This window comes from Geodermatophilus sp. SYSU D00814, assembly GCF_054050055.1.
Genome location: NZ_JBJGYP010000014.1, coordinates 19982 through 43301 on the forward strand (window position 1 = coordinate 19982; position 23320 = coordinate 43301).

Below are 23320 nucleotides of genomic sequence, written 5' to 3' on the forward strand. Positions count from 1 at the left end.
TGACGGCCCGGGGCGCCTACTCCCACTCGATGGTGCCCGGGGGCTTGCTGGTGACGTCGAGGACGACCCGGTTGACCTCGGCCACCTCGTTGGTGATCCGGGTCGAGATCCGGGCCAGGACGTCGTAGGGCAGCCGGGTCCAGTCGGCGGTCATCGCGTCCTCGCTCGACACCGGGCGCAGCACGACCGGGTGCCCGTAGGTCCGCCCGTCACCCTGGACGCCGACCGACCGGACGTCGGCCAGCAGCACCACGGGACACTGCCAGATCTCCCGGTCCAGCCCCGCCGCGGTGAGCTCGGCCCGGGCGATGGCGTCGGCCCGCCGCAGCACGTCGAGCCGCTCCTGGGTCACCTCGCCGACGATGCGGATGCCCAGACCCGGGCCGGGGAACGGCTGGCGCCACACCATCGCCTCGGGCAGCCCGAGCTCCAGGCCGACGGCGCGGACCTCGTCCTTGAACAGCGTCCGCAGCGGCTCGACGAGGGTGAACTGCAGGTCCTCGGGCAGCCCGCCGACGTTGTGGTGGCTCTTGATGTTGGCCGTCCCGGTGCCGCCGCCGGACTCGACGACGTCGGGGTAGAGCGTGCCCTGCACGAGGAAGTCGACGCGCTCGCCGTGCTCCCTCGCGTCACCGACGACGTCGAGGGCGGCCTGCTCGAAGACCCGGATGAACTCCCGGCCGATGGTCTTGCGCTTCTCCTCCGGGTCGGCGATCCCGGCCAGCGCGCCGAGGAACCGCTCCCGCGCGTCGACCACCCGCAGGTCCACCCCGGTGGCGGCGACGAAGTCCCGCTCGATCTGCTCGGTCTCGCCCTCGCGCATGAGGCCGTGGTCGACGTAGACGCAGGTCAGCCGGTCGCCGATCGCCCGCTGCACCAGGGCCGCGGCGACGGCGGAGTCGACGCCGCCCGACAGCGCGCACAGCGCCCGCCCCTCGCCGACCTGCGCGCGGATCCGCTCGACCTGCTCGTCGACGACGTTGGCCGCGGTCCACGTGGGCTCGAGGCCGGCGATGTCGAACAGGAAGTGCTCGAGCACCGTCTGCCCGTGCGCGGTGTGCCGCACCTCCGGGTGGAACTGCACCCCGGCCAGCCGGCGGTCGACGTCCTCGAAGGCGGCCACCGGCGCACCGGTGGAGGTCGCGGTGACGGTGAACCCGGGCGGCGCGAGGCTGACGGCGTCGCCGTGGCTCATCCACACCGACTGCTCGACCGGCAGGTCGCCGAAGAGCCGGCCGCCGGTGGTGACCGTCAGCGGGGTGCCGCCGTACTCGCGGTCGCCGGTGTGCGCGACGGTGCCGCCGAGGGACTGCGCCATCGCCTGGAACCCGTAGCAGATGCCGAAGGCCGGCACGCCGCCCTCGAACAGCGCGGGGTCGACCTGCGGCGCCCCGTCGGCGTACACGCTGGAGGGTCCGCCGGAGAGCACGATCGCCGCCGGCTGCCGCTCCAGGATCTCCTCGACGGGTACCGACGACGGCACGATCTCGGAGTAGACCCCGGCCTCGCGGATGCGCCGGGCGATGAGCTGGGCGTACTGCGCGCCGAAGTCGACGACGAGGACGGTCGGGAAGTCCATCAGTCGGGACGACCCCCGAGGACGAGGTCCACGCGCTGGAACTCCTTGAGGTCGCGGTAGCCGGTCTTGGCCATCGTGCGGCGCAGCGCCCCGAAGAGGTTGGTGCGGCCGTCGGAGGTCTCGGCCGGCCCCAGCAGCAGCTGCTCCAGCGACCCGCGGGCCGGCACCGGCGCCGAGGTGCCGCCGCGGGGCAGCCGCGGGTGGGCGGCGACCGAGTCCCACCACACGCCGGCGGCCGGGGCCTCGCGCGCCGCCCGCAGCGGCTCGCCGATCTGCACCGCGTCGGCGCCGCAGGCCAGCGCCCGGGCGATCGCGCCGCTGGTCTCGATCCGGCCGTTGGCGATGACGTGCACGTACCGGCCGCCGGTCTCGTCGAGGTAGTCGCGGCGGGCGGCCGCGGCGTCGGCGATCGCGCTGGCCAGGGGCACCCGGATGCCCATGACGGCGTCGCCGGTGGAGAAGCTGTCGGCGCCCACGCCGACGATCACGCCGGCCGCGCCGGTGCGCATGAGGTGCAGCGCCGTCGTGTAGTTGGCCGCCCCGCCGACGATGACCGGGACGTCGAGGTCGGCGATGAACGACTTGAGGTTGAGCGCGGCACCCTGGGTGGTCACGTGCTCGGCGGAGACGATCGTGCCCTGGATGACCAGCAGGTCGACCCCGGCGGCGAGCACGGTGGGGGCGAGCTGCTCGGTGTGCTGCGGCGAGACCCGCACCGCGGTGGTCACGCCGGCGTCGCGCATCTCCTTGATCCGGGCGCTGATGAGGTCGGGCTTGACCGGCTCGGCGTAGACCTGCTGCAGCAGCGACACCGGCGGCGGGGCCTCGGCGGCGGCGTCGCGCAGCTGCCGGTACACCGGCAGCGGGTCGTCGTAGCGGGTCCACAGCCCCTCGGCGTTGAGCACGCCGAGACCGCCGGCCTGCCCGACGGCGATCGCCGTCGCCGGGCTGACGACGGCGTCGCTCGGGCTGGTGACCAGCGGGATCTCGAAGCGGAAGGCGTCGATCTGCCAGGCCGTGGAGACGTCGTCGACGTCGCGGGTGCGGCGGGAGGGCACGATCGAGATCTCGTCGAGGTCGTAGCCCCGGCGGGCGAACCGGTTCATGCCGATCTCGACGGTGTCACGGGCGGGCATGGTCAGCGCCCCCGGTAGTTCGGCGCCTCGACGGTCATCTGGATGTCGTGCGGGTGGCTCTCGGTCAGCCCGGCCGCGGTGATCCGGATGAGCCGGCCGCGCTCCTGCAGCTCGGCCACGGTGGCGGCACCGGCGTAGCCCATCGAGGCGCGCAGCCCGCCGACGAGCTGGTGGGCCACGGTGGCCAGCGCCCCGCGGTAGGGGACCTGGCCCTCGATCCCCTCGGGGACGAGCTTGTCGTCGGAGAGGACGTCGTCGGCGAAGTACCGGTCGCGGCTGAAGGACTGGTTGCCGCGCTTCTGCATCGCGCCGAGCGAGCCCATCCCGCGGTAGGTCTTGAACTGCTTGCCGTTCATGAACACCAGCTCGCCGGGGGCCTCCTCGACCCCGGCGAACAGCCCGCCGATCATCACCGTGTCGGCGCCGGCGACGAGGGCCTTGGCGATGTCGCCGGAGTACTGCAGGCCGCCGTCGGCGATGACCGGCACGCCGGCCGGCCGGCACGCCCGGGCGGCCTCGTACACGGCGGTGAGCTGGGGTACGCCGACGCCGGCGACCACGCGGGTGGTGCAGATCGACCCCGGCCCGACGCCGACCTTGACCGCGTCGACCCCGGCGTCGACCAGCGCCTGCGCCCCGGCGCGGGTGGCGACGTTGCCGCCGACCACCTGCACGCCGCCGTCGCCGCCGAACTCCTTCCGCACCCGGGCGACCATGTCGAGCACCGCCCGCTGGTGGCCGTGGGCGGTGTCGACGACGAGCACGTCGACCCCGGCGTCGACCAGCAGCCCGGCCCGCTTGAAGGCGTCCTCGCCCACGCCCAGCGCGGCGCCGACGACCAGCCGGCCGTCGGCGTCCTTGGTGGCGTTCGGGTACTGGTCGCGCTTGACGAAGTCCTTGACCGTGATCAGCCCGCGCAGCCGGCCGGAGTCGTCGACGATCGGCAGCTTCTCGATCTTGTGCTGGGACAGCAGCCGCAGCGCGGTGTCGGCGTCGACGCCCACCGGCGCGGTGACCAGCGGCATCCGCGTCATGACGTCGCGCACCAGCCGGTGCTGGTCGGTCTCGAAGCGCATGTCGCGGTTGGTGACGATGCCGACCAGCACGCCGTCGTCGTCGACCACCGGGGCACCGGAGATGCGGTAGCGGGCCGAGAGCGCGTCGACCTCGGCGAGGGTGTTGTCCGGCGAGCAGGTGACCGGGTTGGTGACCATGCCGGCCTCGGAGCGCTTCACGAGGTCGACCTGGCCGGCCTGCTCCTCGGCGGCGAGGTTGCGGTGCAGCACGCCGACGCCCCCTACGCGGGCCATGGCGATCGCCATCCGGGCCTCGGTGACGGTGTCCATCGCGCTGGAGACCAGCGGGACGGCGATCCGGATGCCGCGGGTCAGCCGGCTGCTGGTGTCGACCTCGGCGGGGACGACGTCGGACTCACCGGGGATGAGCAGGACGTCGTCGTAGGTCAGGCCGAGCGGGGCGAACTCCGCCGGCAGCTCGGGGCGGTGCCCGTCAGGTGCGTGGTCGTCGGGCTGCATGGTCGCCGCCACCCTCTCGGTCGGATCAGCCCCCCGCCGGGTGCGCGGGAACCGTCCTCGATCGTAGGCCGGGCCGCCGGAGGCCCGGGACGCCGCCGGGAGGTGCTGGGCGTGGGAACGGGAGGTGGGGGCGGCTACCGTGTCCTGCGGACGTGCGGGCCCCGCGCGCCCGTGCCGAAGCGAAGCGCCGCCAGCACGAGGGAGGAGGCACCGTGAGTCCCTTCGACGACTCCCCGGACCCCGGCCGCACGCCGTCGGACCCGCCACCGCTGACCATGGAGGAACGGGCCGGCGTCCTCGACGACCTGGCCGAGCTCGAGGTCTTCCGGACGCTGCTCGAGCCCACCGGCATCAAGGGCATCGTCGTCGACTGCCCCGACTGCGACGAGGAGCACCACGTCGACTGGGCGCTGATGCAGGCCAACCTGCGCCAGCTGCTCGAGGAGGGTCAGACCGGCCGGCACGAGCCGCCCTTCGACCCCGACCCCGACGACTACGTCAGCTGGGACTACGCCAGCGGCTACGCCGACGGGGTGGCCGCGGTCGCCGAGCGCGAGGAGCCCGGCGGCTGAGCAGGGCGACCGCCCACGACGTGCCGAGGGGCCCCTCCGGTGTGCGGAGGGGCCCCTCGGTGCGTCCTGGTGCCGGTCAGCTCATCATGCCGCGGCGGAATCCCGTCGCGACGGCCTCGGCGCGGTCCTTGGCGCCGAGCTTGCGGAACAGCCGGCGGGCGTGGGTCTTGATGGTGTCCTCGGACAGGTAGAGCTCGCGGCCGATCTGGGCGTTGCTCTTGCCCTGGCTCATGCCGGTGAGGACCTGCATCTCCCGCATCGACAGCGCCACCGGGGGCGCGGTCTCGCGGACCGTCGAGCTCACGGCGCGCGGCCCGGCGCCGTTGAGCGGCGTCGCCCACGCCGGCGCGGGGGCGCCGACCGAGGCCAGCGGGACCGGCGCGCTCACCGTGTGCGGCGGGCGGCCGTCGGCGCGCAGGCCGACCCGGGACAGGCCCAGGCCCATCTCCAGGGCGCTGGCGTCCCAGCGCAGGTAGCCCCGGGCGCCGACCGCGACCGCGGCGCGCACCGTCTCGGCGTCGTCGGGGGCGCCGAGCACGAGCACCGGGACCGACGGGTGGGTCCGGATCACCTGGGTGGCCACGGTCAGGCCGGTGTCGACGGCGCGCTGCGTGCCCACCAGGAGCACGTCGGGCTGCCGGGTGGCCAGCCGCTGCACGAGCGCGACGGCGTCCCCGACGACCTCGACCCGGCCCACGAACGGCAGGGCCACCAGGCGGGCGGCGACGTCGTCGCGGACCCGGCGGCGCTCGTCGTACACCCACACGGTCGTGGCACCGTGCCCGGGCCCACGCATCCTGTCGTCGATCACGCGTTGCTCCTCGTCTCCCCCGTCCGGGCGGTCGCCCGGGTCACTCGACCCGCGTAACGGCGGGGCCGGTGATCACCTTGACCGGCGGTGGGGACGCAGGACAGCCGTGCTCACCCTGCGGAGGGAGAGGACAGCCGGGAAAATGCCGATCCCGGTTGTGTTTGGCGCCACCGACCCTCGGGCACCGGCCCACGTGCAGCCGGACCGCCCCCTCCGGCTCGCACTGAGCCGAGGAGGACCAGATGGCCGACATCCGCCGACTGCCGACGCCCGTGGCCGAGGTCTGGGACTGGCAGTTGCACGGCGCCTGCCGTGGAGAGAGCACGGCCCTGTTCTTCCACCCGGACGGCGAGCGCGGCCCCGCGCGGGCCCGTCGCCAGGCCGCCGCGAAGGCCGTCTGCGGCAAGTGCCCCGTCGTCGAGGCCTGCCTCAAGCACGCCCTCGCCGTCCGCGAGCCCTACGGCGTGTGGGGCGGCATGAGCGAGGAGGAGCGGGCCCGGCTGATCGCCGCGGAGCCCGCTGCCGTCGCCGCCGGGGTGTAACCACCCCCTCAGACACCGGAGGGCCGGTCCAGCAGCTGCTGGACCGGCCCTCCGTCGTGTGTGCGCGACCGCCCGTCGACGGGCGTCCTCCCTCACCGCGCGGCGTCCTCCCCCACGGTGGGCCGTGAGGGAGGACGCACCACGATCAGGTCCCCTGATCGTGGCGCGCCCCCCGCGTCAGTGGCTGTGGCCGTGCCCGTGCGAGTGGCCGTGGGTGTGGTGCCCGGCCCCCGCGTGCTCCTCCTCCTCCGGCGCCTCGACGACGGCGGAGTCGGTGGTGAGCACCATCGCGGCGATCGACGCGGCGTTGCCCAGCGCGGCCTTGGTGACCTTGACCGGGTCGATGACGCCCTGGGCGGCCAGGTCGCCGTACTCGCCGGTCGCGGCGTTGAAGCCCTGGCCGGCACCGAGGTCGCGGACCCTGCTGACGACGACGCGGCCCTCGAAGCCGGCGTTGTCGGCGATGCGGGCCAGCGGGGCCTCCAGCGCGCGCTGCACCGAGCGGGCGCCGGTCAGCTCGTCGCCGGAGAGCTCCAGCGCGTCGACCGCGGCGGCGGCGTGCACCAGCGCGGAGCCACCGCCGGGGACGACGCCCTCCTCCACCGCGGCACGGGTGGCGGCGATGGCGTCCTCGATGCGGTGCTTGCGCTCCTTGAGCTCGACCTCGGTGGCCGCGCCGACCCGGATCACGCCGATGCCGCCGGCGAGCTTCGCCAGCCGCTCCTGCAGCTTCTCGCGGTCCCAGTCGGAGTCGGTGGACTCGATCTCGCGGCGGATCTGGGCGACCCGGTCGCCGATCGCGCCGGCCGTGCCGCCGCCGTCGACGATCGTGGTGGTGTCCTTGGTGACGGTCACCCGCCGGGCGGTGCCGAGCACCTCGAGGCCGACCTGGTCGAGCTTGAGGCCGACGTCCTCGCTGACCACCTGGCCGCCGGTGACGATGGCGAGGTCGGTCATGAAGGCCTTGCGGCGGTCGCCGAAGTAGGGCGACTTGACCGCGACGACGCGGATCGTCTTGCGGATGGAGTTGACGACGAGGGTGGACAGCGCCTCGCCCTCGACGTCCTCGGCGACGATCAGCAGCGGGCGGGCGCCGTTGCCGAGCACCTGCTCCAGCAGCGGCAGCAGGTCGGCCAGCGCGCCGATCTTGCCCTGCACGAGCAGGACGAGCGCGTCCTCGAGGACGGCCTCCATCGCCTCCTGGTCGGTGATGAAGTAGGGCGAGAGGTAGCCCTTGTCGAACTGCACGCCCTCGGTGACGTCGAGGTCGGTCGACATGGTGGAGCTCTCCTCGACGGTGATCACACCGTCCTTGCCCACCTTCTCCATCGCCTCGCCGATCAGGGCGCCGACCTCGGCGTCCTGGGCGGAGATGGTCGCGACGCCGGCGATGGCGTCCTGCTCCTCGACCGGGGTGGCGACCTCGTCGAGGGCGGCCGAGACCGCGTCGACGGCGGCGCGCATGCCGCGGCCGAGCGCCATCGGGTTGGCGCCCGCGGCGACGTTGCGCATGCCCTCCTTGACCAGCGCCTGGGCCAGCACGGTGGCGGTGGTGGTGCCGTCGCCGGCGACGTCGTTGGTCTTGGTCGCGACGTTCTTGGCCAGCTGGGCGCCGAGGTTCTCGTAGGGGTCCTCGAGCTCGACCTCGCGGGCGATGGTGACGCCGTCGTTGGTGATGGTCGGGGCGCCGAACTTCTTGTCGAGGACGACGTTGCGCCCGCGCGGGCCGAGGGTCACCTTGACGGCGTCGGCGAGCTTGTCGACGCCGCGCTCGAGCGAGCGGCGGGCGTCCTCGTTGAACTTGATGATCTTGGCCATGGGGCCCTTCCGATCAGGGTCGCTGCGGGGGAGACGACGACCGCCCCGGGGCCCGAGGGAGTCGGGTCGCCCGGGGCGGTCGGTCAGTGCTGGTGGAGCGAGGTCACTTCTCCACGACGGCGAGCAGGTCGCGGGCGGAGAGCACCAGGTACTCCTCGCCGGCGTACTTGACCTCGGTGCCGCCGTACTTCGAGTAGATGACGACGTCGCCGACGTTGACGTCGAGCGGGACGCGGTTGCCGTTGTCGTCGATGCGGCCGGGGCCCACGGCGACGACCGTGCCCTCCTGCGGCTTCTCCTTGGCGGTGTCCGGGATGACCAGGCCGGAGGCGGTGGTGGTCTCGGCCTCGTTGGCCTGGACGACGACGCGGTCCTCGAGCGGCTTGATGGTGACCTTGGTAGCGGTCGTCACGGGGTGACGCCCCCTTCGGGATCGGACGGCTGGTGGTCTCACATGCTGTGGCACGGGGGCCGGGCCTGCCGTCGCGGGGGTCAGGCGCCTGCCCGTGTCGATTGGCACTCTACCCACGAGAGTGCCAGCCCCTCAACCGGGTCCGCCGCCCGGGCGACCCGGCCCTGGGGGAGGCTGGCCCGGTGCCCGCCGACGACCTGGTCCGCCTCCGCACCCCGGAGGGCGCGGCGGCCACGGCCCGGGCCGCCGCGCTGCTGGCCGAGGGGGTCGACGTCCTGGCCGGCGTGGCCCGGCTGCGCGCCGAGGTCGGCCCGGAGCTGGCCGGGCCGGCGTGGGAGCTGGCCCGGCTGCGGGCGCGGGCCAGGCCGGTGTTCGGCGCCGACGCCGACCGGCTGTTCCTCACCGCCGGCACCCTGGAGCAGGCCGGCCGGCCCGAGCTCGCCGCCCGCCGCGCCGCCCGGCTGCTCGCCGACGGCACCGACGCCGCGGCCGACCTCGGCTGCGCGGCCGGCACGGACACGATCGCGCTGGCCCGGGCCGGGGCGCGGGTGCTGGCCGTCGACCGCGACCCGGTGGCACGGGGACTCACCGCCGCCAACGCGGCGGCGCTCGGCGTGGCCGACGACGTGTGGGTGGTGGCCGGCGACGTCGTCGAACTGGTGGAGGCCGCCCGCGGTGGTGAGGTCGCCGGCTGCGGCGCCGCCGTCCTCGACCCCGCCCGGCGGGCCGGCGGACGACGGCAGCTCGACCCCGACCGCTGGTCGCCGCCGTGGTCGACGGTGGCGGCCCTGCTCGAGCGGGTGCCGCGGTCGGTGGTCAAGGTGGCGCCCGGGCTCGACCACGGGCGGGTGCCCGAGGGGATCGAGGCCGAGTGGGTGTCGGTGCGCGGGTCGATCGTCGAGGCGCTGCTGTGGGGCCGCGCCGTCTCGGCCACCTGGCGGCGGGCGACGGTGGTCCGCGACGACGCCGTCCACGAGCTCACCGCCGACGCCGACCCGGGACCGGCCGCCACCGGACCGGCCGGCGGCTGGCTGCACGAGCCCGACCCCGCCGCCATCCGCTCGGGCCTGGTGTCCCTGGTGGCCGCCGACCTCGGGGCGACGCTGGTCGACCCGACGATCGCCTACCTGACCTCCGGTGCGCCCGCCGACTCCCCCTGGGTCACCTCGTACCGGGTCGACGAGGTGCTGCCGTTCAACCTCAAGAGGCTGCGCGCACTGCTGCGGGCCCGCGGGGTGGGCCGGGTCGTGGTGAAGAAGCGCGGGTCGCCGATCGAGCCCGAGACGCTCGCCCGGCAGCTCCGCGGTCCGGGCGCCGGCACCGCGACCGTCGTCGTCACCCGGGTGGCCGGCGCCCCCACCGCGCTCGTCTGCGGCACCGGACACGGATAGGCGCGGTCGGCCTACCCGACGATCTTCCAGTACGAGTCCTTGCGCCGGATGCGGCCGTCGTCGGCGAGGTCGAACAGGTCGCACCCGCGCACCCGGACCTCCTCCCCCGCCGTCGTCGTGCCCGTGAGCAGCCACCGCGAGACCGCGTGGTCCCCGCAGGTCCAGTGCTCGTCCTCGCCGTAGTGGACGTCCGGGATGCCGCTGAACCGGGCCGCCAGCCCCTCCCGCACGGCGGCCGGGCCGCTGAAGCGCGTGCCCCACGGATCGGCCCCGCGGGGGGTCTCCAGCACGCAGTCGTCGGTGAAGAACCCCATGATCCGGTCGAGATCGTGCGCGTTGAAGGCGGCCACGAGCTCCCGGAGCGCTGCCTCGTCGGTCATGCGCGGCAGTGTGCTCGCGCGCAGCCGCCGGGTCAGCGGCTGACGACGTCGACCGGCAGGCTGCTGTCGGCGCCGAGGTCGGGCTCGGACGGCGCGACGCCCGACGCGACCAGCCGCGACCCGAGCGCGGCGACCATCGCGCCGTTGTCGGTGCACAGCCTCGGGCTGGGCACCCGCAGCACGATCCCGGCCGCGGCGCAGCGCTCCTCGGCCAGCGCCCGCAGCCGCGAGTTGGCCGCCACTCCCCCGCCGAGCACCAGGTGGTCCACGCCGTGGTCGCGGCAGGCGCGCACCGCCTTGGCGGTGAGCACGTCGGCCACCGCCTCCTGGAACGACGCCGCGACGTCGGCCACCGGCACCGGCTCCCCGGCCCGGCGGCGGGCCTCGACCCAGCGCGCGACGGCGGTCTTCAGCCCGGAGAAGCTGACGTCGTAGGGCGCGTCGCGGGGGCCGGTGAGGCCGCGCGGGAAGTCGATGGCGGCCGGGTCGCCCTCGCGGGCCGCGCGGTCGATCGGCGGGCCGCCGGGGAAGGGCATGCCGAGCACCCGGGCGACCTTGTCGAACGCCTCGCCGGCGGCGTCGTCGATCGTGCGGCCCAGCGGGGTGACCTCGCGGGCGAGGTCGGGCACCAGCAGCAGCGAGCTGTGCCCGCCGGAGACCAGCAGCGCCAGCGACGGCTCGGCCAGCCGGCCGTGCTGCAGCTCGTCGACGGCGACGTGCGCGGCGAGGTGGTTCACCCCGTACAGCGGCTTGTCCAGCGCCAGCGCGTACGCCTTGGCCGCGGCCAGCCCGACCAGCAGCGCACCGGTCAGCCCGGGCCCGGCGGTGACGGCGACGGCGTCGACGTCGGACGGCGCCACCCCGGCCTCGGCCAGCGCGCGGTGCACGGTCGGGACCATCGCCTCCAGGTGCGCCCGGGAGGCGATCTCCGGTACGACGCCGCCGAAGCGCTCGTGCTCGGCGATCGAGGTGGCCAGCGCGTCGGCGAGCAGGGTGTGCCCCCGGACGACGCCGACGCCGGTCTCGTCGCAGGAGGTCTCGAAGCCGATCACCAGCGGCTCGGTCACAGCAGTTCCCTCTTCATCACGACGGCGTCGGTGTTGCTCGGCTGGTAGTAGCGCGGGCGCCGGCCGATCTCGGTGAACCCGCGCCGCCGGTAGAGCCCCTGCGCCACGTCGTTGTCGGCGCGGACCTCCAGCAGCACGACCGGGCTGCGGCGGTCGGCCTCGGTGAGCAGGGCGTCGAGCAGCAGCGCCCCGATGCCCTCGCCCTGCCGGTCGCGGGCGACGCCGATGGTCGCGACGTGCGCCTCGTCGTCGTAGGCGATCAGCCCCGCGTAGCCGACGACGGTCCCGCCGTCCTCGGCGACCAGGTAGTGGCGGGTGTCGGTGCGGGCCAGCTCGTCGCGGTACATCGCGCGGGTCCAGGTGTCGGGCGCGAAGAGCTCCTCCTCCAGCGCCAGGACGGCGTCGAGGTCGGCCAGCCGCATCGGCCGCAGCCGCGCCGTCATGCGCTGGTCACCGGCTTGAACGACGTCGGCGGGACGGCGTCGGGACGGCGCAGGTAGAGCGGCACGAGCGGCCCGGCCGACGCGGGGTCGGCCAGCGGCCCGGCCGCGGCGCGCAGCAGGCCGGCCGTGGTCACCTCGGCCGGCTCCACCGGGGCGCCCAGCCGCTCGGTGAACCGCGGGTCGCCGACCAGCGGCCCGCTGAGGTCCGCGTCCTCGGGACGGACGACGCCGGGCCCGTCCACCCGCGCACCCCCGGCGTCGTAGGTGGCCCAGTAGACCTCCCTGCGCCGGGCGTCGGTGACCACCGTGCGCGCTCCCGACCCCACGGCGTCCAGGGAGCACACGCCGACCGCCGGGACGCCGCGCGCGTCGGCGAGCGCCGCGGCGGTGACCACCCCGACCCGCAGCCCGGTGAACGGCCCGGGGCCCAGCCCGGCGACGACGGCGTCGACGTCGGCGAGCGCGAGGCCGGCCGCCGCGAGCACCTCCCGCACGGTGGGGACCAGCAGCTCGGCGTGCCGGTTGCCCGAGGGGACGGCGCGCTCGGCGAGGACCTCGGCGTCCCCTGCGGCGGAGCGGCGGGCGACGCCGGCGACCAGCGTGGGGGTCGCGGTGTCGAGGGCGAGGACCAGCACGACCGTCGAGGTTAGTCGCGCGGGTGTCCCGGCTCCGGACGACGGCGGTCAGGTGCCGGGGGCGCGGCCGGCCGGCGGACGACGTCGGCCCAGGCGGGTGGGCCAGGTGCCGCCGCGGGAGGTCCGCGGCGGTCACCCGGCGCAGCTCGTCGTGCGCGTGGGGCTGCAGGTTGCGCGGCTCGCCGTCCCAGGCGCGCACCGCCCACAGCGCGAGGTGCAGGTCCGCGTCCTCGACGGCCGGCACCCGGTCGGCCTGCAGCGGGGTCACGCCGAGCTCCTCGGACAGCTCCCGGGCCGGCGCGGCCGGCTCGTCCTCCCCCGGGCTCGAGGTGCCCGCCCGGGAAGTCCCACGCGTCGGGGTACCAGCGGCGGGCCGCTCACACGCCGACCTCGTAGACGATCTCGAGGCCGTCGTCGGGGTCGACCTCCCGGCCCACCTCGACGAAGCCGAACGGCCGCGCCACGGCCTGCGACGCGACGTTGTCCGGGGCGATCGAGAGCCGGACCACCCGCACGGCCGGGTCCGCGCGGGCGCGGTCGAGCAGCGCCACCAGCGCGGCCCGCGCGTACCCGCGGCGCCGGTGCTCGGGCAGCACGGCGTAGCCGATCTCGACCGTGCCGCGCTCGTCGGGCGGGCCGTGGAACCCGGCGCGGCCGACGGCCAGCCGCCGGTCCGGGTCCCAGACCACGCCGGTCACCCACTCGGCCACCGCGGGGTCGGCGGCCACCTGCGCGGCCCGCATCCGCCACACCGGCGCCCAGTCGGGATCGGCGAAGGCCGGCGGCAACGGCACCGGGCTCGCCGCGTTCGCCGCAGGGAGGTCGCCGTCGGCCAGGGCGGCGAACACCGGGCCGGACAGGGCCAGCACCTCGACCCGGAGCACGGCCGCGAGGCTAGACCTGCCGGTCGGGCGCCGCCCCGGCGAGGCAGCCGTCGGTCGTCCCCTCACGCCCGGCGCTGCGCCCAGCGCAGCAGGTCGACGTCCGCGCCGAGCTCCCGCCGCAGCCGGGCCAGGTCCCGCGGCGTGGGGTCCACCACGTGCGGGACGCGGGCGGCACGCAGCAGCGGCAGGTCCGAGGCGCTGTCGGAGTAGGCGTGGTCCACCGGCAGCGCGACCCCGGCGGCCCGCAGCGCCTGCAGCTTGCCCCGACCCCGCGCGGGGACCGTGCGGGACGGCAGGCCCCAGCGCGTGCGGCGCAGGTCGGAGGCGACCACCTCGACCTCGCCCAGCCCGATGACCCGGCACACCTCGACCGCCAGCGGCACGGGGCAGGCGGTGGCCACGACGACCCTGTCGCCACGGTCGAGGTGCCCGCGGAGCCGGGCGACCGCGGCCACGGCGGCGCGACCGCCCGCGACGCCGGCGTGCTCCCCGGCGAACGAACGGGCGGCCGCGGCGAAGGCCTCGGCGTCGAGGCCCACCGCGGCCAGCCACACGAGCCAGCGCTCAGCGGACACGCGCACCGGACCGAGTCCGAGCGCCGGCAGCCACACCGGCGCAGTGAGCAGCGCCGCGGCCAGCCGCAGGGGGTGCCCCGCCAGCAGGGAGCGGAGGAAGGCGCCGAAGGAGTCCCCGGCGACGAGCGTGCCGTCCAGGTCGAAGACGACGGTCTGCCGCCGGCCGGCAGCGGTCACCGGGCGCCGTCGAGCCGGGTCTCCCAGCCGGGGCCGCGCGGGACGAGGACGGCGGTGCGGACGTCGTCGTCGCGGCGGTCCAGGCGGACCTCCAGGTGCTCGTCGGCGAGCTGCTCGACCAGCCCGGCGCCCCACTCGACGACGGTCACCGACTCCTCGGTGGAGGCGTCGAGGTCGAGGTCGTCGACGTCGGCGGCCGCGCCGAGGCGGTAGGCGTCGACGTGCACCAGCGGCAACCGCCCGCCCCGGTGCACGCGGGCGATGACGAACGTGGGCGAGGTGACCGGCTCGGCGACCCCCAGGGCGGCGCCCAGGCCCTGGGTGAGCGCGGTCTTGCCGGCGCCCAGCGGGCCGGTGAGCACCACGAGGTCGCCGGGCCGGACGACGGCGGCCAGCGCCGCGCCCAGCGCCCGGGTGTCCTCGACCGTGGGCAGGACGTGCGCGCGCCTCACCGCAGGCTCGCCGCGACGGAGGTCAGGTCGGCCAGCAGCCCGGCGCGGGGCGCCCCGTTCGGGCCGAAGCGGATGGCCGCCGACGGGTGGTAGGTGGCCCAGACGGCGCGGCCGTCGACGTCGTGCGGGCGGCCGCGGGCCTCGCCGAGCACGGTCCTCGGCCCGAGGAACCACTTCGCCGACGACAGCCCGAGGGCCACCACGACCGGCGGGTCGAGCAGCTGCAGCTGCCGGCGCAGCCAGCCGCTGCAGCGGGCGACCTCCGGCGTCCTCGGCGTGCGGTTGCCCGGTGGGCGGCACTTGACGACGTTGAGGACGGCGGCCTCGGCGCGGTCCAGCCCGGCCTCGGCGAGCAGCAGGTCCAGCAGCTGCCCGGACTTCCCGACGAAGGGCCGGCCGGTGCCGTCCTCGGTCGCGCCCGGCGCCTCGCCGACCAGCGCGAAGCGCGCCCGCCCGCGCGCCGGGGGGTCGCCGACGACGACGTGCTGGCGGCTGGCGGCCAGCTCGGGGCAGGCGACGCAGGGCGTGGCGGCCGCGGCCAGCGCGGCCCAGTCGGCGGCCGCGGCGGCGGTGCGGGCGACCTCCTCGGCGGTGGCGTCGGACCGGGGCGGACGGGGGGCGGCCACGGCCCGACCCTACGGCGGGCGGGCGGGCGGAGCCCGGGGGCTTCCGCGCCCGCCCGCGTCCTGTCACCGTTGGCCCGAGCCCCCGCGCCGGGAGGAGCCGCCATGACGCAGCAGCCGGACGTCTACGACGTCGCCTGTCTCGCCGGCGGCCCGCACCGGGTGGTCGACACGGCCCTGGTGGCGCTGGTCGTCACCGGCCGGGTCCGCGCGGTCGCCCCCGGGGAGCTGCAGGTGCTCGACCCGCGGCGGCGCCACCCGGTCGAGGCCGCCGTCCTCGACGCCGTCGGCGGCCGGGGGCGCCGCTCGGTGGAGACGGTGCGGTGGCGGGCCCTGGCCGACGAGCGGGTCACCGGCATCGCCCGGTGGCTGCGCGGCCGGCGGCTGCTCGGTCGCTTCGGACGGCTGACCGCGGCGGGGCGCCAGGTGCTCGAGCGGGCCCGCGCGGCCGACGTCGGGCCGGTGCTGCACGTCGCGCTCGACGGCCGGGAGCGGCTGACCGACCCCGAGCTGCGCGCGGCGGTGCTGGAGCCGCCGCGCCGGCCGGTGCTGGCCGGCAGCGGGGTCTCCCCGTGGGTGCTCTCCTACGCCGACGGCTGCGACGTCGCCCAGCGGACCCGCGACCGGCTGCTGGCCCGCGGGGCCGACGGCCGGCTCTAGGCTCCCGGGACCCGGCCCGCGGTCTCCGCCGCCACCCGGCGCACCAGCCGGCCCAGCGCGCGGGTGACCTCCTCGGGCTTCTCCAGCGGCACGAGGTGCCCGGCGTCGGGCACGACGACGTACTCGACGGTCGGGCCCTCCCCGCCGAGCAGCTCGACGAGGGTGCCGCTGTGCGCCGGCGGGATCATCGAGTCCGCGTCCCCGGTGAGCACCAGCGTGGGCACCCGCCGCAGCGGCGCGAGGGCACCGGTCTGGTCGAGGCCGGCCAGCGCCGGGTAGAACTCCGCGATCACGTCGACCGGGGTGCCGGCGATCATCGCGTCGACGTAGCGGCCCAGCCGCGGGTCGACGTCGGTGGAGGCGAACGACAGCGACCAGGTGGCCGCCGAGACGACGTCGGCGGCCAGCCGGCGGGTGCGCTCGGCGAAGGCCGGCCGGCGCCGCATCGTCCAGGCCGCGACCGGGAGCACCGCGGCCCGCACGCGGGTCAGGAACTCTGGCAGGCCGAAGTCGAGGTCGGCGAGGTTGCCGCTCGACGTCGACACCAGCGCCACCCCGGCCACCTTCGTGCCGAACAGCTCCGGGTGGAGGTCGGCCAGGCCCATGACGGTCATCCCGCCCATGGAGTGGCCGACGAGCACGACCGGCCCGGTGGGCACCCGCGTCTCCAGCACCGTGGCGAGGTCGCGGGCGAGCTGCTCGATGGTGGAGTTCTCCGCCGGCCCGCGCGAGGAGGCGCCGTGGCCGCGGTGGTCGTAGAAGACCAGCCGGGCCGCGGGCCGGTGACCGTTGGCGGTGGCCAGCTCGGCGCCCAGCGCCCGCCGCTGGAAGGTCCACGACGCCATCGACAGCGTGTAGCCGTGCACGAAGACGACGGTCAGCGGCGCGTCGAGCGGGCCGACCTCCTCCACCGCGAGCAGCACGCCGTCGTCGGCCTGGACCAGCGCGGTGCGGTCGGCCTGCCGCGAGGCCGGGCCGAGCGGGTCGTCCTCGCGCAGTTGCGCGTCGCTGGCGCCCTCGGGGAGCGCGCCGCCCGGCGCGAGCCGCTCCGCGCGCACCCGGCGGGTGGCGATCCGGGCCACGGCGACGCCGACGGCGGTGGTGGCCGCCGCCAGACCGACGACGGCGCCGGCGACCCCGACGGCCGGGTGCCGCTCCAGCGCCCCGGCCAGCCCGGGTCGTGCCGTGCCGGTGCCGCGTGCCATCAGACCGCCCCCGCCGACCCGACGTACCGGCGGGTGAAGCGCCCGCCGACGCGGGTGACCAGCTCGTAGTGGATGGTGTCGAGCGCGTCGGCCCACTGCTGCGCGGTGGGCTCGCCGCCGTCGCCGGGACCCCACAGGACCACCGCGTCGCCCGGCGCCACCGCGGCGTCGTCGACGTCGAGGACGAACTGGTCCATGCACACCCGCCCGGCGATGACGCGCTGGGCGCCGCCGGCGAGCACCGGCGCGCGGTTGCCGGCGGCCCGCGGGACGCCGTCGGCGTAGCCGACCGGCACCAGCGCCAGGGTGGTGTCGGTGGCCGGCGCGTAGGTGTGGCCGTAGGAGACGCCGGCGCCGGCCGCCACCCGCTTGGTCAGCGCGACCCTCGCCCGCACCGTCATCGCCGGCCGCAGGCCGTGGACGGCGGGGTCGCCGCCGAGCGGGTCGAGCCCGTAGAGGGCGATCCCGGGGCGGACCATGTCGTACCAGGTGTCGGGCAGCGCCACCGTGGCCGCGGAGTTGGCCAGGTGCCGGCGGCCGTCGAGCCCGGCGGCGCGGGCGAGGTCGACGGCCTCGTCGAACAGGCGCACCTGGGCGCCGATCGTGGGGTGGGTGGGGGCGTCGGCGTAGGCCATGTGGCTCCACAGCCCCACGACCTCGACCTCGCCGGCGTCCTGCGCGCGGGCGGCCGCGGCGACCAGGCCGGGCCAGTCGGCCATCGTGGCGCCCTCGCGGGACAGGCCGGTGTCGACGAACAGGTGCAGCCGGGCGGTGCGGCCGGTGGCGCGGGCGGCGTCGACCACCTCGGCGAGCCCCCACTCCGCGTTGACCGACACCTCGACCTCGGCGGCCAGGGCGGGGGCGAAGTCGGTGCCCGGCGTGTGCAGCCAGGCCAGCAGCGGCGCGGCCACCCCGGCCGCGCGCAGCGCCAGCGCCTCCTCCAGCACGGCGACGCCGAGGGCGTCGGCGCCGCCGGCGAGGACCGCGCGCGCGGCGGGCACCAGGCCGTGCCCGTAGCCGTCGGCCTTGACCACGGCCATGAGCGGCCGGCCGACCCGCTCGCGCAGCGCGGCGGTGTTCGCCGCGATCGCGTCGAGGTCGACGACCACCTCGGCCCGGGGTGTGTTCACACCCCCGAGTGTCCCAGGCCGGGACCGCGGACCCGTTGCACCGCCTCGGGGAGCCGCCGCACCAGGTCGCCGGCCACGATCGGGCCCCGCTGGGCGGCGACCTGACCGGCGCGGCCGTGCAGGTGCGCGGCGGCCGCGGCGGCCTCGGCGGCGCGCGCACCGGTGGCCAGCAGCGAGCCGAGGATCCCGGACAGGACGTCGCCGCTGCCGGCGGTGGCCAGGTCCGACGTGCCGGTCGCGTTGACGAACGCCGTCCCGTCGGGGGCGGCGACGACGGTCGCGTCGCCCTTGAGCAGGACGACGGCGCCGAGGTCGGCGGCCAGCCGACGGGCGCTGCCGATCCGGTCGGCGCCCACCGGCTCGCCGAAGCGGGCGAACTCGCGGTCGTGCGGGGTGAGCACGGTGGGCGCGCTCCGCCCCCGGACCAGCTCCGGCTCGCGGGCGGCCAGCGTCAGCGCGTCGGCGTCGACCACGACGGGCAGGTCGGTGGCGAGCACCTCGGCGAGCACGCGGCGGGCGTCGTCGTCGGTGCCCGCGCCGGGGCCGACCACCCAGGCCTGCACCCGGCCGGCCTCGCCGGGTCCGCCGTCGGTGACGATCACCTCCGGCCAGGCCGCGCGCACGGCGTCGCCCGCGGGGCCGGCGTGGCGGACCAGGCCGCAGCGCGTCCGCAGCGCCGCCCCGGTGCACAGCACGCCGGCGCCGGGGTAGGCCGCCGAGCCGGCGACGACGCCGACCACGCCGCGGGAGTACTTGTCGTCGCTCGGCCCCGGTGGCTCCAGGTGGACGGCGACGTCGGCGTCGGTGAGCTGGTGGGCGCGGGCGGGCGCGAGGTGGGGGCCGAGGCCGATGTCGACCAGGTGCACCGTGCCGGCGTAGCCGCGCCCCTCCCCGACGACCAGCCCGGGCTTGACCGCGCCGAAGGTGACCGTGTACAGCGCGGGGAAGGCCGCGCCCTCGACCGCACCGGTGTCGGCGTCGACGCCGCTGGGGACGTCGACGGCGACCGTCAGCCCGGGTCCGGTGGCGGCCCGCTGCGCCAGCCGCGCCGCCTCGGGGCGCAGCCCGCCGCGGCCGCCGATGCCCACGATGCCGTCGAGGACGAGGTCGGCGCGGTCGAGCCCGTCGTCGCCGTCGGGGCCGGTCACCCGCCCGCCGGCGCGGCGGAGCGCGGCCAGGCCGGCGGGGTGGGCGCGGGCGGGGTCGAGGAGGACGGCGGTGACGCGGGCGCCGCGGGCGGCCAGGTGCGCGCCGGCGAACAGCGCGTCGCCGCCGTTGTTGCCGCCGCCGACGAGCAGCGTGGCGCGGGTGCCGTGGGCCCGGCCGAGCAGGCGCAGGCAGACGGTGGCCAGTCCGGTGGCCGCGCGCTGCACGAGCGCGCCCTCGCGGGTGGCGGCGAGCAGCACGTCCTCCGCGGCGCGCACCTCGGCGACCGTGGACAGGCCGATCACGGCGCCCCCTCGCCGACGACCACCGCCGAGGCGATCCCGCCGTCGTGGCTCAGCGACAGGTGCCAGCGGGTGATGCCCAGCTCCGCGGCCCGGGCGGCGACCGTGCCGCGGACGGCCAGGTGCGGCCGGCCGTGGTCGCCGACGGTCACCTCGACGTCGTGCCAGCGCAGCGCTCCTGGCGCGCCGAGTGTCTTGGCCACCGCCTCCTTCGCGGCGAACCGCGCGGCGAGCGACTCGGCGCTGCGCTCCGTGCCGCGCGGGGTGGTCTGCTCGGCCTCGGTGAACAGCCGGTCGCGCAGGCCCGGGGTGCGGACCAGCGACTCGGCGAAGCGGGTCACGGGGACCACGTCGATCCCGACCCCGACGATCACCGGGTCAGTCTGCCGTGCCGCTGCGTCGCCCGCCGTCCTGGCCCACCGCAGCGCGTCCTCCCGCACCGCAGCGCGTCCTCCCGCACCGCAGCGCGTCCTCCCTCGCGGTGCACCGTGCGGGAGGACGCGCCACGATCAGGTCACCTGATCGTGGCGCGGCCTCACTCGACGGTGACGCTCTTGGCCAGGTTGCGCGGCTGGTCGACGTCGAAGCCGCGGGTGTCGGCGATCTCGCAGGCGAGGATCTGCAGCGGCACCGTGGTCACCACCGGCGCGAGCAGGGTCGGCGTCCGGGGCACGCGGATGAGGTGGTCGGCGTAGGGGACGACGTCCTCGTCACCCTCCTCGGCGATCACGATCGTGCGGGCGCCGCGGGCGCGGACCTCCTGGATGTTGGAGACCACCTTGCCGTGCAGCAGGCTGCGGCCCCGGGGCGACGGCGCGATGACGACGACCGGCGTGCCCTCGTCGATCACCGCGATCGGGCCGTGCTTGAGCTCACCGGCGGCGAAGCCCTCGGCGTGGATGTAGGCGAGCTCCTTGAGCTTGAGCGCGCCCTCGAGGGCCACCGGGAAGCCCACGTGCCGGCCGAGGAACAGGATGGTGTCGGCGTCGGCCAGCGAGCGGCCGAGCTCGCGCACCGGCTCCATCTGGGTGAGCACCTGCTCGACGGCCTCGGGCAGCTTCTGCAGCTCGGAGACGATCGCGGCGACCTCGTCGGCGTACTTGATGCCGCGCACCTGGGCGAGGAAAAGGCCCACGAGGTAGCAGGCGACGATCTGCGCCAGGAAGCTCTTCGTCGAGGCGACGGCGATCTCCGGGCCGGCGTGCGTGTAGAGCACGGCGTCGGACTCGCGCGGGATCGTCGAGCCGTTGACGTTGCAGATGGCCAGCACGCGGGCCTTCTGGTCCTTGGCGTGGCGCAGCGCCATGAGGGTGTCCATCGTCTCGCCGGACTGGCTGATGACGACGACCAGCGTCGAGCGGTCCAGCACCGGGTCGCGGTAGCGGAACTCGCTGGCCACCTCGACCTCGACCGGGATGCGGGTCCAGTGCTCGATGGCGTACTTGGCGATCAGCCCGGCGTGGTAGCTGGTGCCGCAGGAGACGACGAAGACCTTGTCGACGTCGCGCAGGTCCTGGTCGGACAGCCGCACCTCGTCGAGGACCAGCTCGCCCTCGTCGCCGAGCCGCCCGAGCAGGGTGTCGGCGATGGCGTGCGGCTGCTCGGCGATCTCCTTGAGCATGAACCAGTCGTGACCGCCCTTCTCGGCGGCCGCGGCGTCCCAGTCGACGGTGTAGGCGGTGGGCTCGGCCGGGGCGCCGTCGAAGTCGGTGACGGTCAGCCCGCGGGTGCGGTCGATCTCGACGACCTGGTCCTGGCCGAGCTCGCGGGCCTCGCGGGTGTGCGCGATGAACGCGGCGACGTCGGAGCCGAGGAAGTACTCGCCGTCGCCCACGCCGACGACCAGCGGGCTGTTGCGGCGGGAGGCGACCAGCGTGTCGGGCTCGTCGGCGTGCGCGGCGACCAGGGTGAACGCACCCTCCAGCCGGCGGCTGACCGCGCGCATCGCCTCGGCCAGCCGGCCGGCGCCCTCGGGCTGCCGCTCGTAGGCGGCGGCCAGCAGGTGGGACACGACCTCGGTGTCGGTCTCCGAGCGCATCTCGACGCCGGCGGCCTCGCACTCGGCCCGCAGCGCGGCGAAGTTCTCGATGATCCCGTTGTGGATCACGGCCACCCGGCCGTCGGCGGACAGGTGCGGGTGGGCGTTGCGGTCGGTGGGGCCCCCGTGGGTGGCCCACCGGGTGTGCCCGATGCCGATCGTGGACTCGGGCAGCGGCGCGTCGGCCAGCACCTTCTCGAGGTTGGCGAGCTTGCCGGCCTTCTTGGCCGTGGCCAGCTCCCCGGAGTCCGGGCCGCCCACGCGGACGGCCACGCCCGCGGAGTCGTAGCCCCGGTACTCCAGCCGCCGCAGGCCCTCGAGGACGACGTCCAGGGCGTTCTTGGGGCCGACGTAGCCGACGATGCCGCACATGTGCACCGAGGGTACCGGCGGAGGTGGACCGATCCGTCCCTCCGAGGTGTGAGACGTACCGGCCGTCCCAGCCGCCTCACCGGCTGTCAGCCGACGGCGGCGACGACCTCGGCGAGGCGCCGGGCGACGGCGTCGGCGTGCTCCTGGGTGGGCGCCTCGACCATCACCCGCACCAGCTGTTCGGTGCCCGAGGGGCGCAGCAGCACCCGGCCGTCGTCGCCGAGTTCCTCCTCGGCGGCGTTGACCGCGGCGGCGACGGTGTCGCTCTCCACGACGGCGATGCGGTCGCGGACCGGCACGTTGACCAGCGTCTGCGGCAGGCGCTGCACCACCGCGGCGAGCTCGGCCAGCGGCGCCCCGGTGACCGACATGCGCGAGAGCAGCGCCAGCCCGGTGAGCAGGCCGTCGCCGGTGGTGGCGTGGTCGAGGAAGACCAGGTGGCCGCTCTGCTCCCCGCCGAGGGACAACCCGCGGGCGCGCAGCGCCTCGAGCACGTAGCGGTCGCCGACGGCGGTGGTGTGCACCCCGATGCCGGCGTCGCGCATGGCGTGGTGGAAGCCGAGGTTGCTCATCACGGTGGCGACGACGGTGTCCTGCGCCAGCGCGCCGCGCTCCTTGAGGCCGAGCGCGCAGACGGCGAGGATCGCGTCGCCGTCGACGACCTCGCCGGTGGCGGTGACGGCCAGGCAGCGGTCGGCGTCGCCGTCGTGGGCGATGCCGAGGTCGGCGCCGGTCTCCCGCACGGCCTGCGTCAGCGGGCCCAGGTGGGTCGAGCCGACGCCGTCGTTGATGTTGCGGCCGTCGGGCTCGCCGCCGATGACGGTGACCTCGGCGCCGGCGCGGCGGTAGACGTCCGGCGCGCAGGTGGCCGCCGAGCCGTGCGCGCAGTCGACGACCAGCCGCAGCCCCGCGACGGGCGCGGGCAGCGTGGCCAGCAGGTGGGCGGCGTAGTCGGCGGCGCCGCCGGGCAGGTCGCGGACCCGCCCGATCTCGGCCCCGACGGGCCGGTGGCCGGCCGCGTCGCCGGCGAGCACGGTCGACTCGATCGCCGCCTCGACCGCGTCGGGCAGCTTGTGGCCGCCGCGGCTGAACAGCTTGATGCCGTTGTCGGGCATCGGGTTGTGGCTCGCCGAGATCATGACGCCGAGGTCGGCGCCGGTCCCGGCGGTGAGGAAGGCGACGGCCGGGGTCGGGAGCACGCCCACGCGGAGCACCTCGGCGCCCGCGCTGGCCAGGCCCGCGACCACGGCGGCCTCGAGCATCTCCCCGCTGGCGCGGGGATCACGGCCGACGACCGCGACGGGACGCGAGGTCCCGTCGCGGTCGGCGAGCACACCGGCGGCCGCACGGGCCACCGAGAGGGCGAGCTCCGGCGTGAGGTCGGCGTTGGCCCGACCCCGGACGCCGTCGGTCCCGAAGAGGCGACCCACGGCGG

At 76.3% G+C, this 23320-nt stretch carries 24 protein-coding genes and 1 pseudogene; 4 read left to right on the forward strand and 21 right to left on the reverse strand.

The features are described from left to right. Positions 1 to 16 precede the first annotated feature (16 nt). From guaA to guaB, 3 genes are read right to left on the reverse strand one after another with little or no spacing between them, the layout of a single operon-like run. A complete protein-coding gene (gene guaA / locus ACI780_RS12450) occupies positions 17 to 1579 on the reverse strand; it encodes a glutamine-hydrolyzing GMP synthase (RefSeq protein WP_457003251.1) in 1563 nt (520 codons plus the stop codon). Next, positions 1579 to 2715 carry a GuaB3 family IMP dehydrogenase-related protein gene (locus ACI780_RS12455; protein WP_456869181.1) on the reverse strand — a complete coding sequence of 379 codons (1137 nt, stop codon included), beginning with the start codon at positions 2713 to 2715 and terminating at the stop codon, positions 1579 to 1581. The genes guaA and ACI780_RS12455 overlap by 1 nt, the downstream gene beginning before the upstream one ends. Before the next feature lie 2 nt (positions 2716 to 2717). Next, entirely contained in the window at positions 2718 to 4250 is a 1533-nt protein-coding gene (gene guaB, locus ACI780_RS12460) for an IMP dehydrogenase (protein ID WP_456869182.1), read from the reverse strand. A 212-nt stretch (positions 4251 to 4462) separates the two neighbouring features. On the opposite strand from guaB, the gene ACI780_RS12465 reads away from it, so the two are divergent. Then, complete coding sequence (locus ACI780_RS12465; protein ID WP_456869183.1) at positions 4463 to 4822, forward strand: DUF5319 family protein; 360 nt, start codon at positions 4463 to 4465, stop codon at positions 4820 to 4822. A gap of 76 nt (positions 4823 to 4898) precedes the next feature. Here the strand turns inward: ACI780_RS12465 and ACI780_RS12470 are convergent, their stop codons facing one another. Next, on the reverse strand, positions 4899 to 5633 hold the full coding sequence (locus tag ACI780_RS12470) for a LuxR C-terminal-related transcriptional regulator (RefSeq protein WP_456869184.1): 735 nt from the start codon (positions 5631 to 5633) through the stop codon (positions 4899 to 4901). A gap of 242 nt (positions 5634 to 5875) precedes the next feature. Here ACI780_RS12470 and ACI780_RS12475 point away from each other — a divergent pair, with 242 nt between their 5' ends. Beyond that, positions 5876 to 6175, forward strand: a complete 300-nt coding sequence (locus tag ACI780_RS12475; RefSeq protein WP_089402147.1) for a WhiB family transcriptional regulator — start codon at positions 5876 to 5878, stop codon at positions 6173 to 6175. A 177-nt stretch (positions 6176 to 6352) separates the two neighbouring features. On the opposite strand, the gene groL is transcribed toward ACI780_RS12475, so the two are convergent. After that, on the reverse strand, positions 6353 to 7993 hold the full coding sequence (gene groL, locus ACI780_RS12480) for a chaperonin GroEL (RefSeq protein WP_456869185.1): 1641 nt from the start codon (positions 7991 to 7993) through the stop codon (positions 6353 to 6355). Positions 7994 to 8096: 103 nt separating this feature from the next. Continuing rightward, positions 8097 to 8405 (reverse strand): co-chaperone GroES, encoded by a 309-nt coding sequence (groES, locus tag ACI780_RS12485; protein ID WP_456869186.1) that lies wholly within the window; start codon positions 8403 to 8405, stop codon positions 8097 to 8099. Positions 8406 to 8587: 182 nt separating this feature from the next. Between groES and ACI780_RS12490 the strand changes: the two genes are divergently transcribed. After that, a complete protein-coding gene (locus ACI780_RS12490) occupies positions 8588 to 9796 on the forward strand; it encodes a THUMP-like domain-containing protein (protein ID WP_457003255.1) in 1209 nt (402 codons plus the stop codon). Positions 9797 to 9807: 11 nt separating this feature from the next. Here ACI780_RS12490 and ACI780_RS12495 read toward each other — a convergent pair whose 3' ends face one another. The 9 genes and pseudogenes from ACI780_RS12495 to ACI780_RS12535 form a co-directional block, all read right to left on the reverse strand. Beyond that, positions 9808 to 10176: a nuclear transport factor 2 family protein gene (locus tag ACI780_RS12495; protein WP_457003256.1), complete on the reverse strand. Its 369-nt coding sequence runs from the start codon at positions 10174 to 10176 to the stop codon at positions 9808 to 9810. A 32-nt stretch (positions 10177 to 10208) separates the two neighbouring features. Beyond that, complete coding sequence (gene tsaD, locus ACI780_RS12500) at positions 10209 to 11243, reverse strand: tRNA (adenosine(37)-N6)-threonylcarbamoyltransferase complex transferase subunit TsaD (RefSeq protein ID WP_456869189.1); 1035 nt, start codon at positions 11241 to 11243, stop codon at positions 10209 to 10211. Further along, a complete protein-coding gene (gene rimI, locus ACI780_RS12505) occupies positions 11240 to 11686 on the reverse strand; it encodes a ribosomal protein S18-alanine N-acetyltransferase (RefSeq protein WP_457003259.1) in 447 nt (148 codons plus the stop codon). The genes tsaD and rimI overlap by 4 nt, the downstream gene beginning before the upstream one ends. After that, positions 11683 to 12321 (reverse strand): tRNA (adenosine(37)-N6)-threonylcarbamoyltransferase complex dimerization subunit type 1 TsaB, encoded by a 639-nt coding sequence (gene tsaB, locus ACI780_RS12510; RefSeq protein ID WP_457003261.1) that lies wholly within the window; start codon positions 12319 to 12321, stop codon positions 11683 to 11685. The genes rimI and tsaB overlap by 4 nt, the downstream gene beginning before the upstream one ends. Before the next feature lie 124 nt (positions 12322 to 12445). Beyond that, positions 12446 to 12655: pseudogene (locus ACI780_RS12515) on the reverse strand (NUDIX domain-containing protein); the annotation flags it as partial. 43 nt (positions 12656 to 12698) lie between these two features. After that, entirely contained in the window at positions 12699 to 13205 is a 507-nt protein-coding gene (locus ACI780_RS12520) for a GNAT family N-acetyltransferase (protein ID WP_456869194.1), read from the reverse strand. Between the two features lie 62 nt (positions 13206 to 13267). Then, on the reverse strand, positions 13268 to 13957 hold the full coding sequence (locus ACI780_RS12525; RefSeq protein ID WP_457003263.1) for a haloacid dehalogenase-like hydrolase: 690 nt from the start codon (positions 13955 to 13957) through the stop codon (positions 13268 to 13270). Beyond that, entirely contained in the window at positions 13954 to 14409 is a 456-nt protein-coding gene (tsaE, locus tag ACI780_RS12530) for a tRNA (adenosine(37)-N6)-threonylcarbamoyltransferase complex ATPase subunit type 1 TsaE (RefSeq protein WP_457003265.1), read from the reverse strand. Before tsaE ends, ACI780_RS12525 begins: the two co-directional genes overlap by 4 nt. Then, the gene (locus tag ACI780_RS12535) at positions 14406 to 15035 is read right to left on the reverse strand and encodes a uracil-DNA glycosylase (protein WP_456869197.1); all 630 of its coding nucleotides are present in this window, start codon (positions 15033 to 15035) and stop codon (positions 14406 to 14408) included. Before ACI780_RS12535 ends, tsaE begins: the two co-directional genes overlap by 4 nt. A 69-nt stretch (positions 15036 to 15104) precedes the next feature. Between ACI780_RS12535 and ACI780_RS12540 the strand changes: the two genes are divergently transcribed. Beyond that, a complete protein-coding gene (locus tag ACI780_RS12540) occupies positions 15105 to 15692 on the forward strand; it encodes a TIGR04222 domain-containing membrane protein (protein WP_457003268.1) in 588 nt (195 codons plus the stop codon). Here the strand turns inward: ACI780_RS12540 and ACI780_RS12545 are convergent. The 6 genes from ACI780_RS12545 to glmM form a co-directional block, all read right to left on the reverse strand. Next, the gene (locus ACI780_RS12545) at positions 15689 to 16897 is read right to left on the reverse strand and encodes an alpha/beta fold hydrolase (RefSeq protein WP_457003270.1); all 1209 of its coding nucleotides are present in this window, start codon (positions 16895 to 16897) and stop codon (positions 15689 to 15691) included. The two genes, ACI780_RS12540 and ACI780_RS12545, sit on opposite strands and share 4 nt — an antisense overlap. After that, entirely contained in the window at positions 16897 to 18027 is a 1131-nt protein-coding gene (alr, locus tag ACI780_RS12550) for an alanine racemase (RefSeq protein ID WP_457003272.1), read from the reverse strand. The genes ACI780_RS12545 and alr overlap by 1 nt, the downstream gene beginning before the upstream one ends. After that, positions 18024 to 19478: an NAD(P)H-hydrate dehydratase gene (locus ACI780_RS12555; protein ID WP_457003274.1), complete on the reverse strand. Its 1455-nt coding sequence runs from the start codon at positions 19476 to 19478 to the stop codon at positions 18024 to 18026. The genes alr and ACI780_RS12555 overlap by 4 nt, the downstream gene beginning before the upstream one ends. Continuing rightward, positions 19475 to 19849: a holo-ACP synthase gene (locus tag ACI780_RS12560; protein ID WP_456869202.1), complete on the reverse strand. Its 375-nt coding sequence runs from the start codon at positions 19847 to 19849 to the stop codon at positions 19475 to 19477. Before ACI780_RS12560 ends, ACI780_RS12555 begins: the two co-directional genes overlap by 4 nt. Before the next feature lie 161 nt (positions 19850 to 20010). Further along, positions 20011 to 21885 (reverse strand): glutamine--fructose-6-phosphate transaminase (isomerizing), encoded by a 1875-nt coding sequence (gene glmS, locus ACI780_RS12565; RefSeq protein ID WP_456869203.1) that lies wholly within the window; start codon positions 21883 to 21885, stop codon positions 20011 to 20013. A gap of 86 nt (positions 21886 to 21971) precedes the next feature. After that, positions 21972 to 23315: a phosphoglucosamine mutase gene (gene glmM, locus ACI780_RS12570; RefSeq protein WP_456869204.1), complete on the reverse strand. Its 1344-nt coding sequence runs from the start codon at positions 23313 to 23315 to the stop codon at positions 21972 to 21974. Between the last annotated feature and the right edge of the window lie 5 nt (positions 23316 to 23320).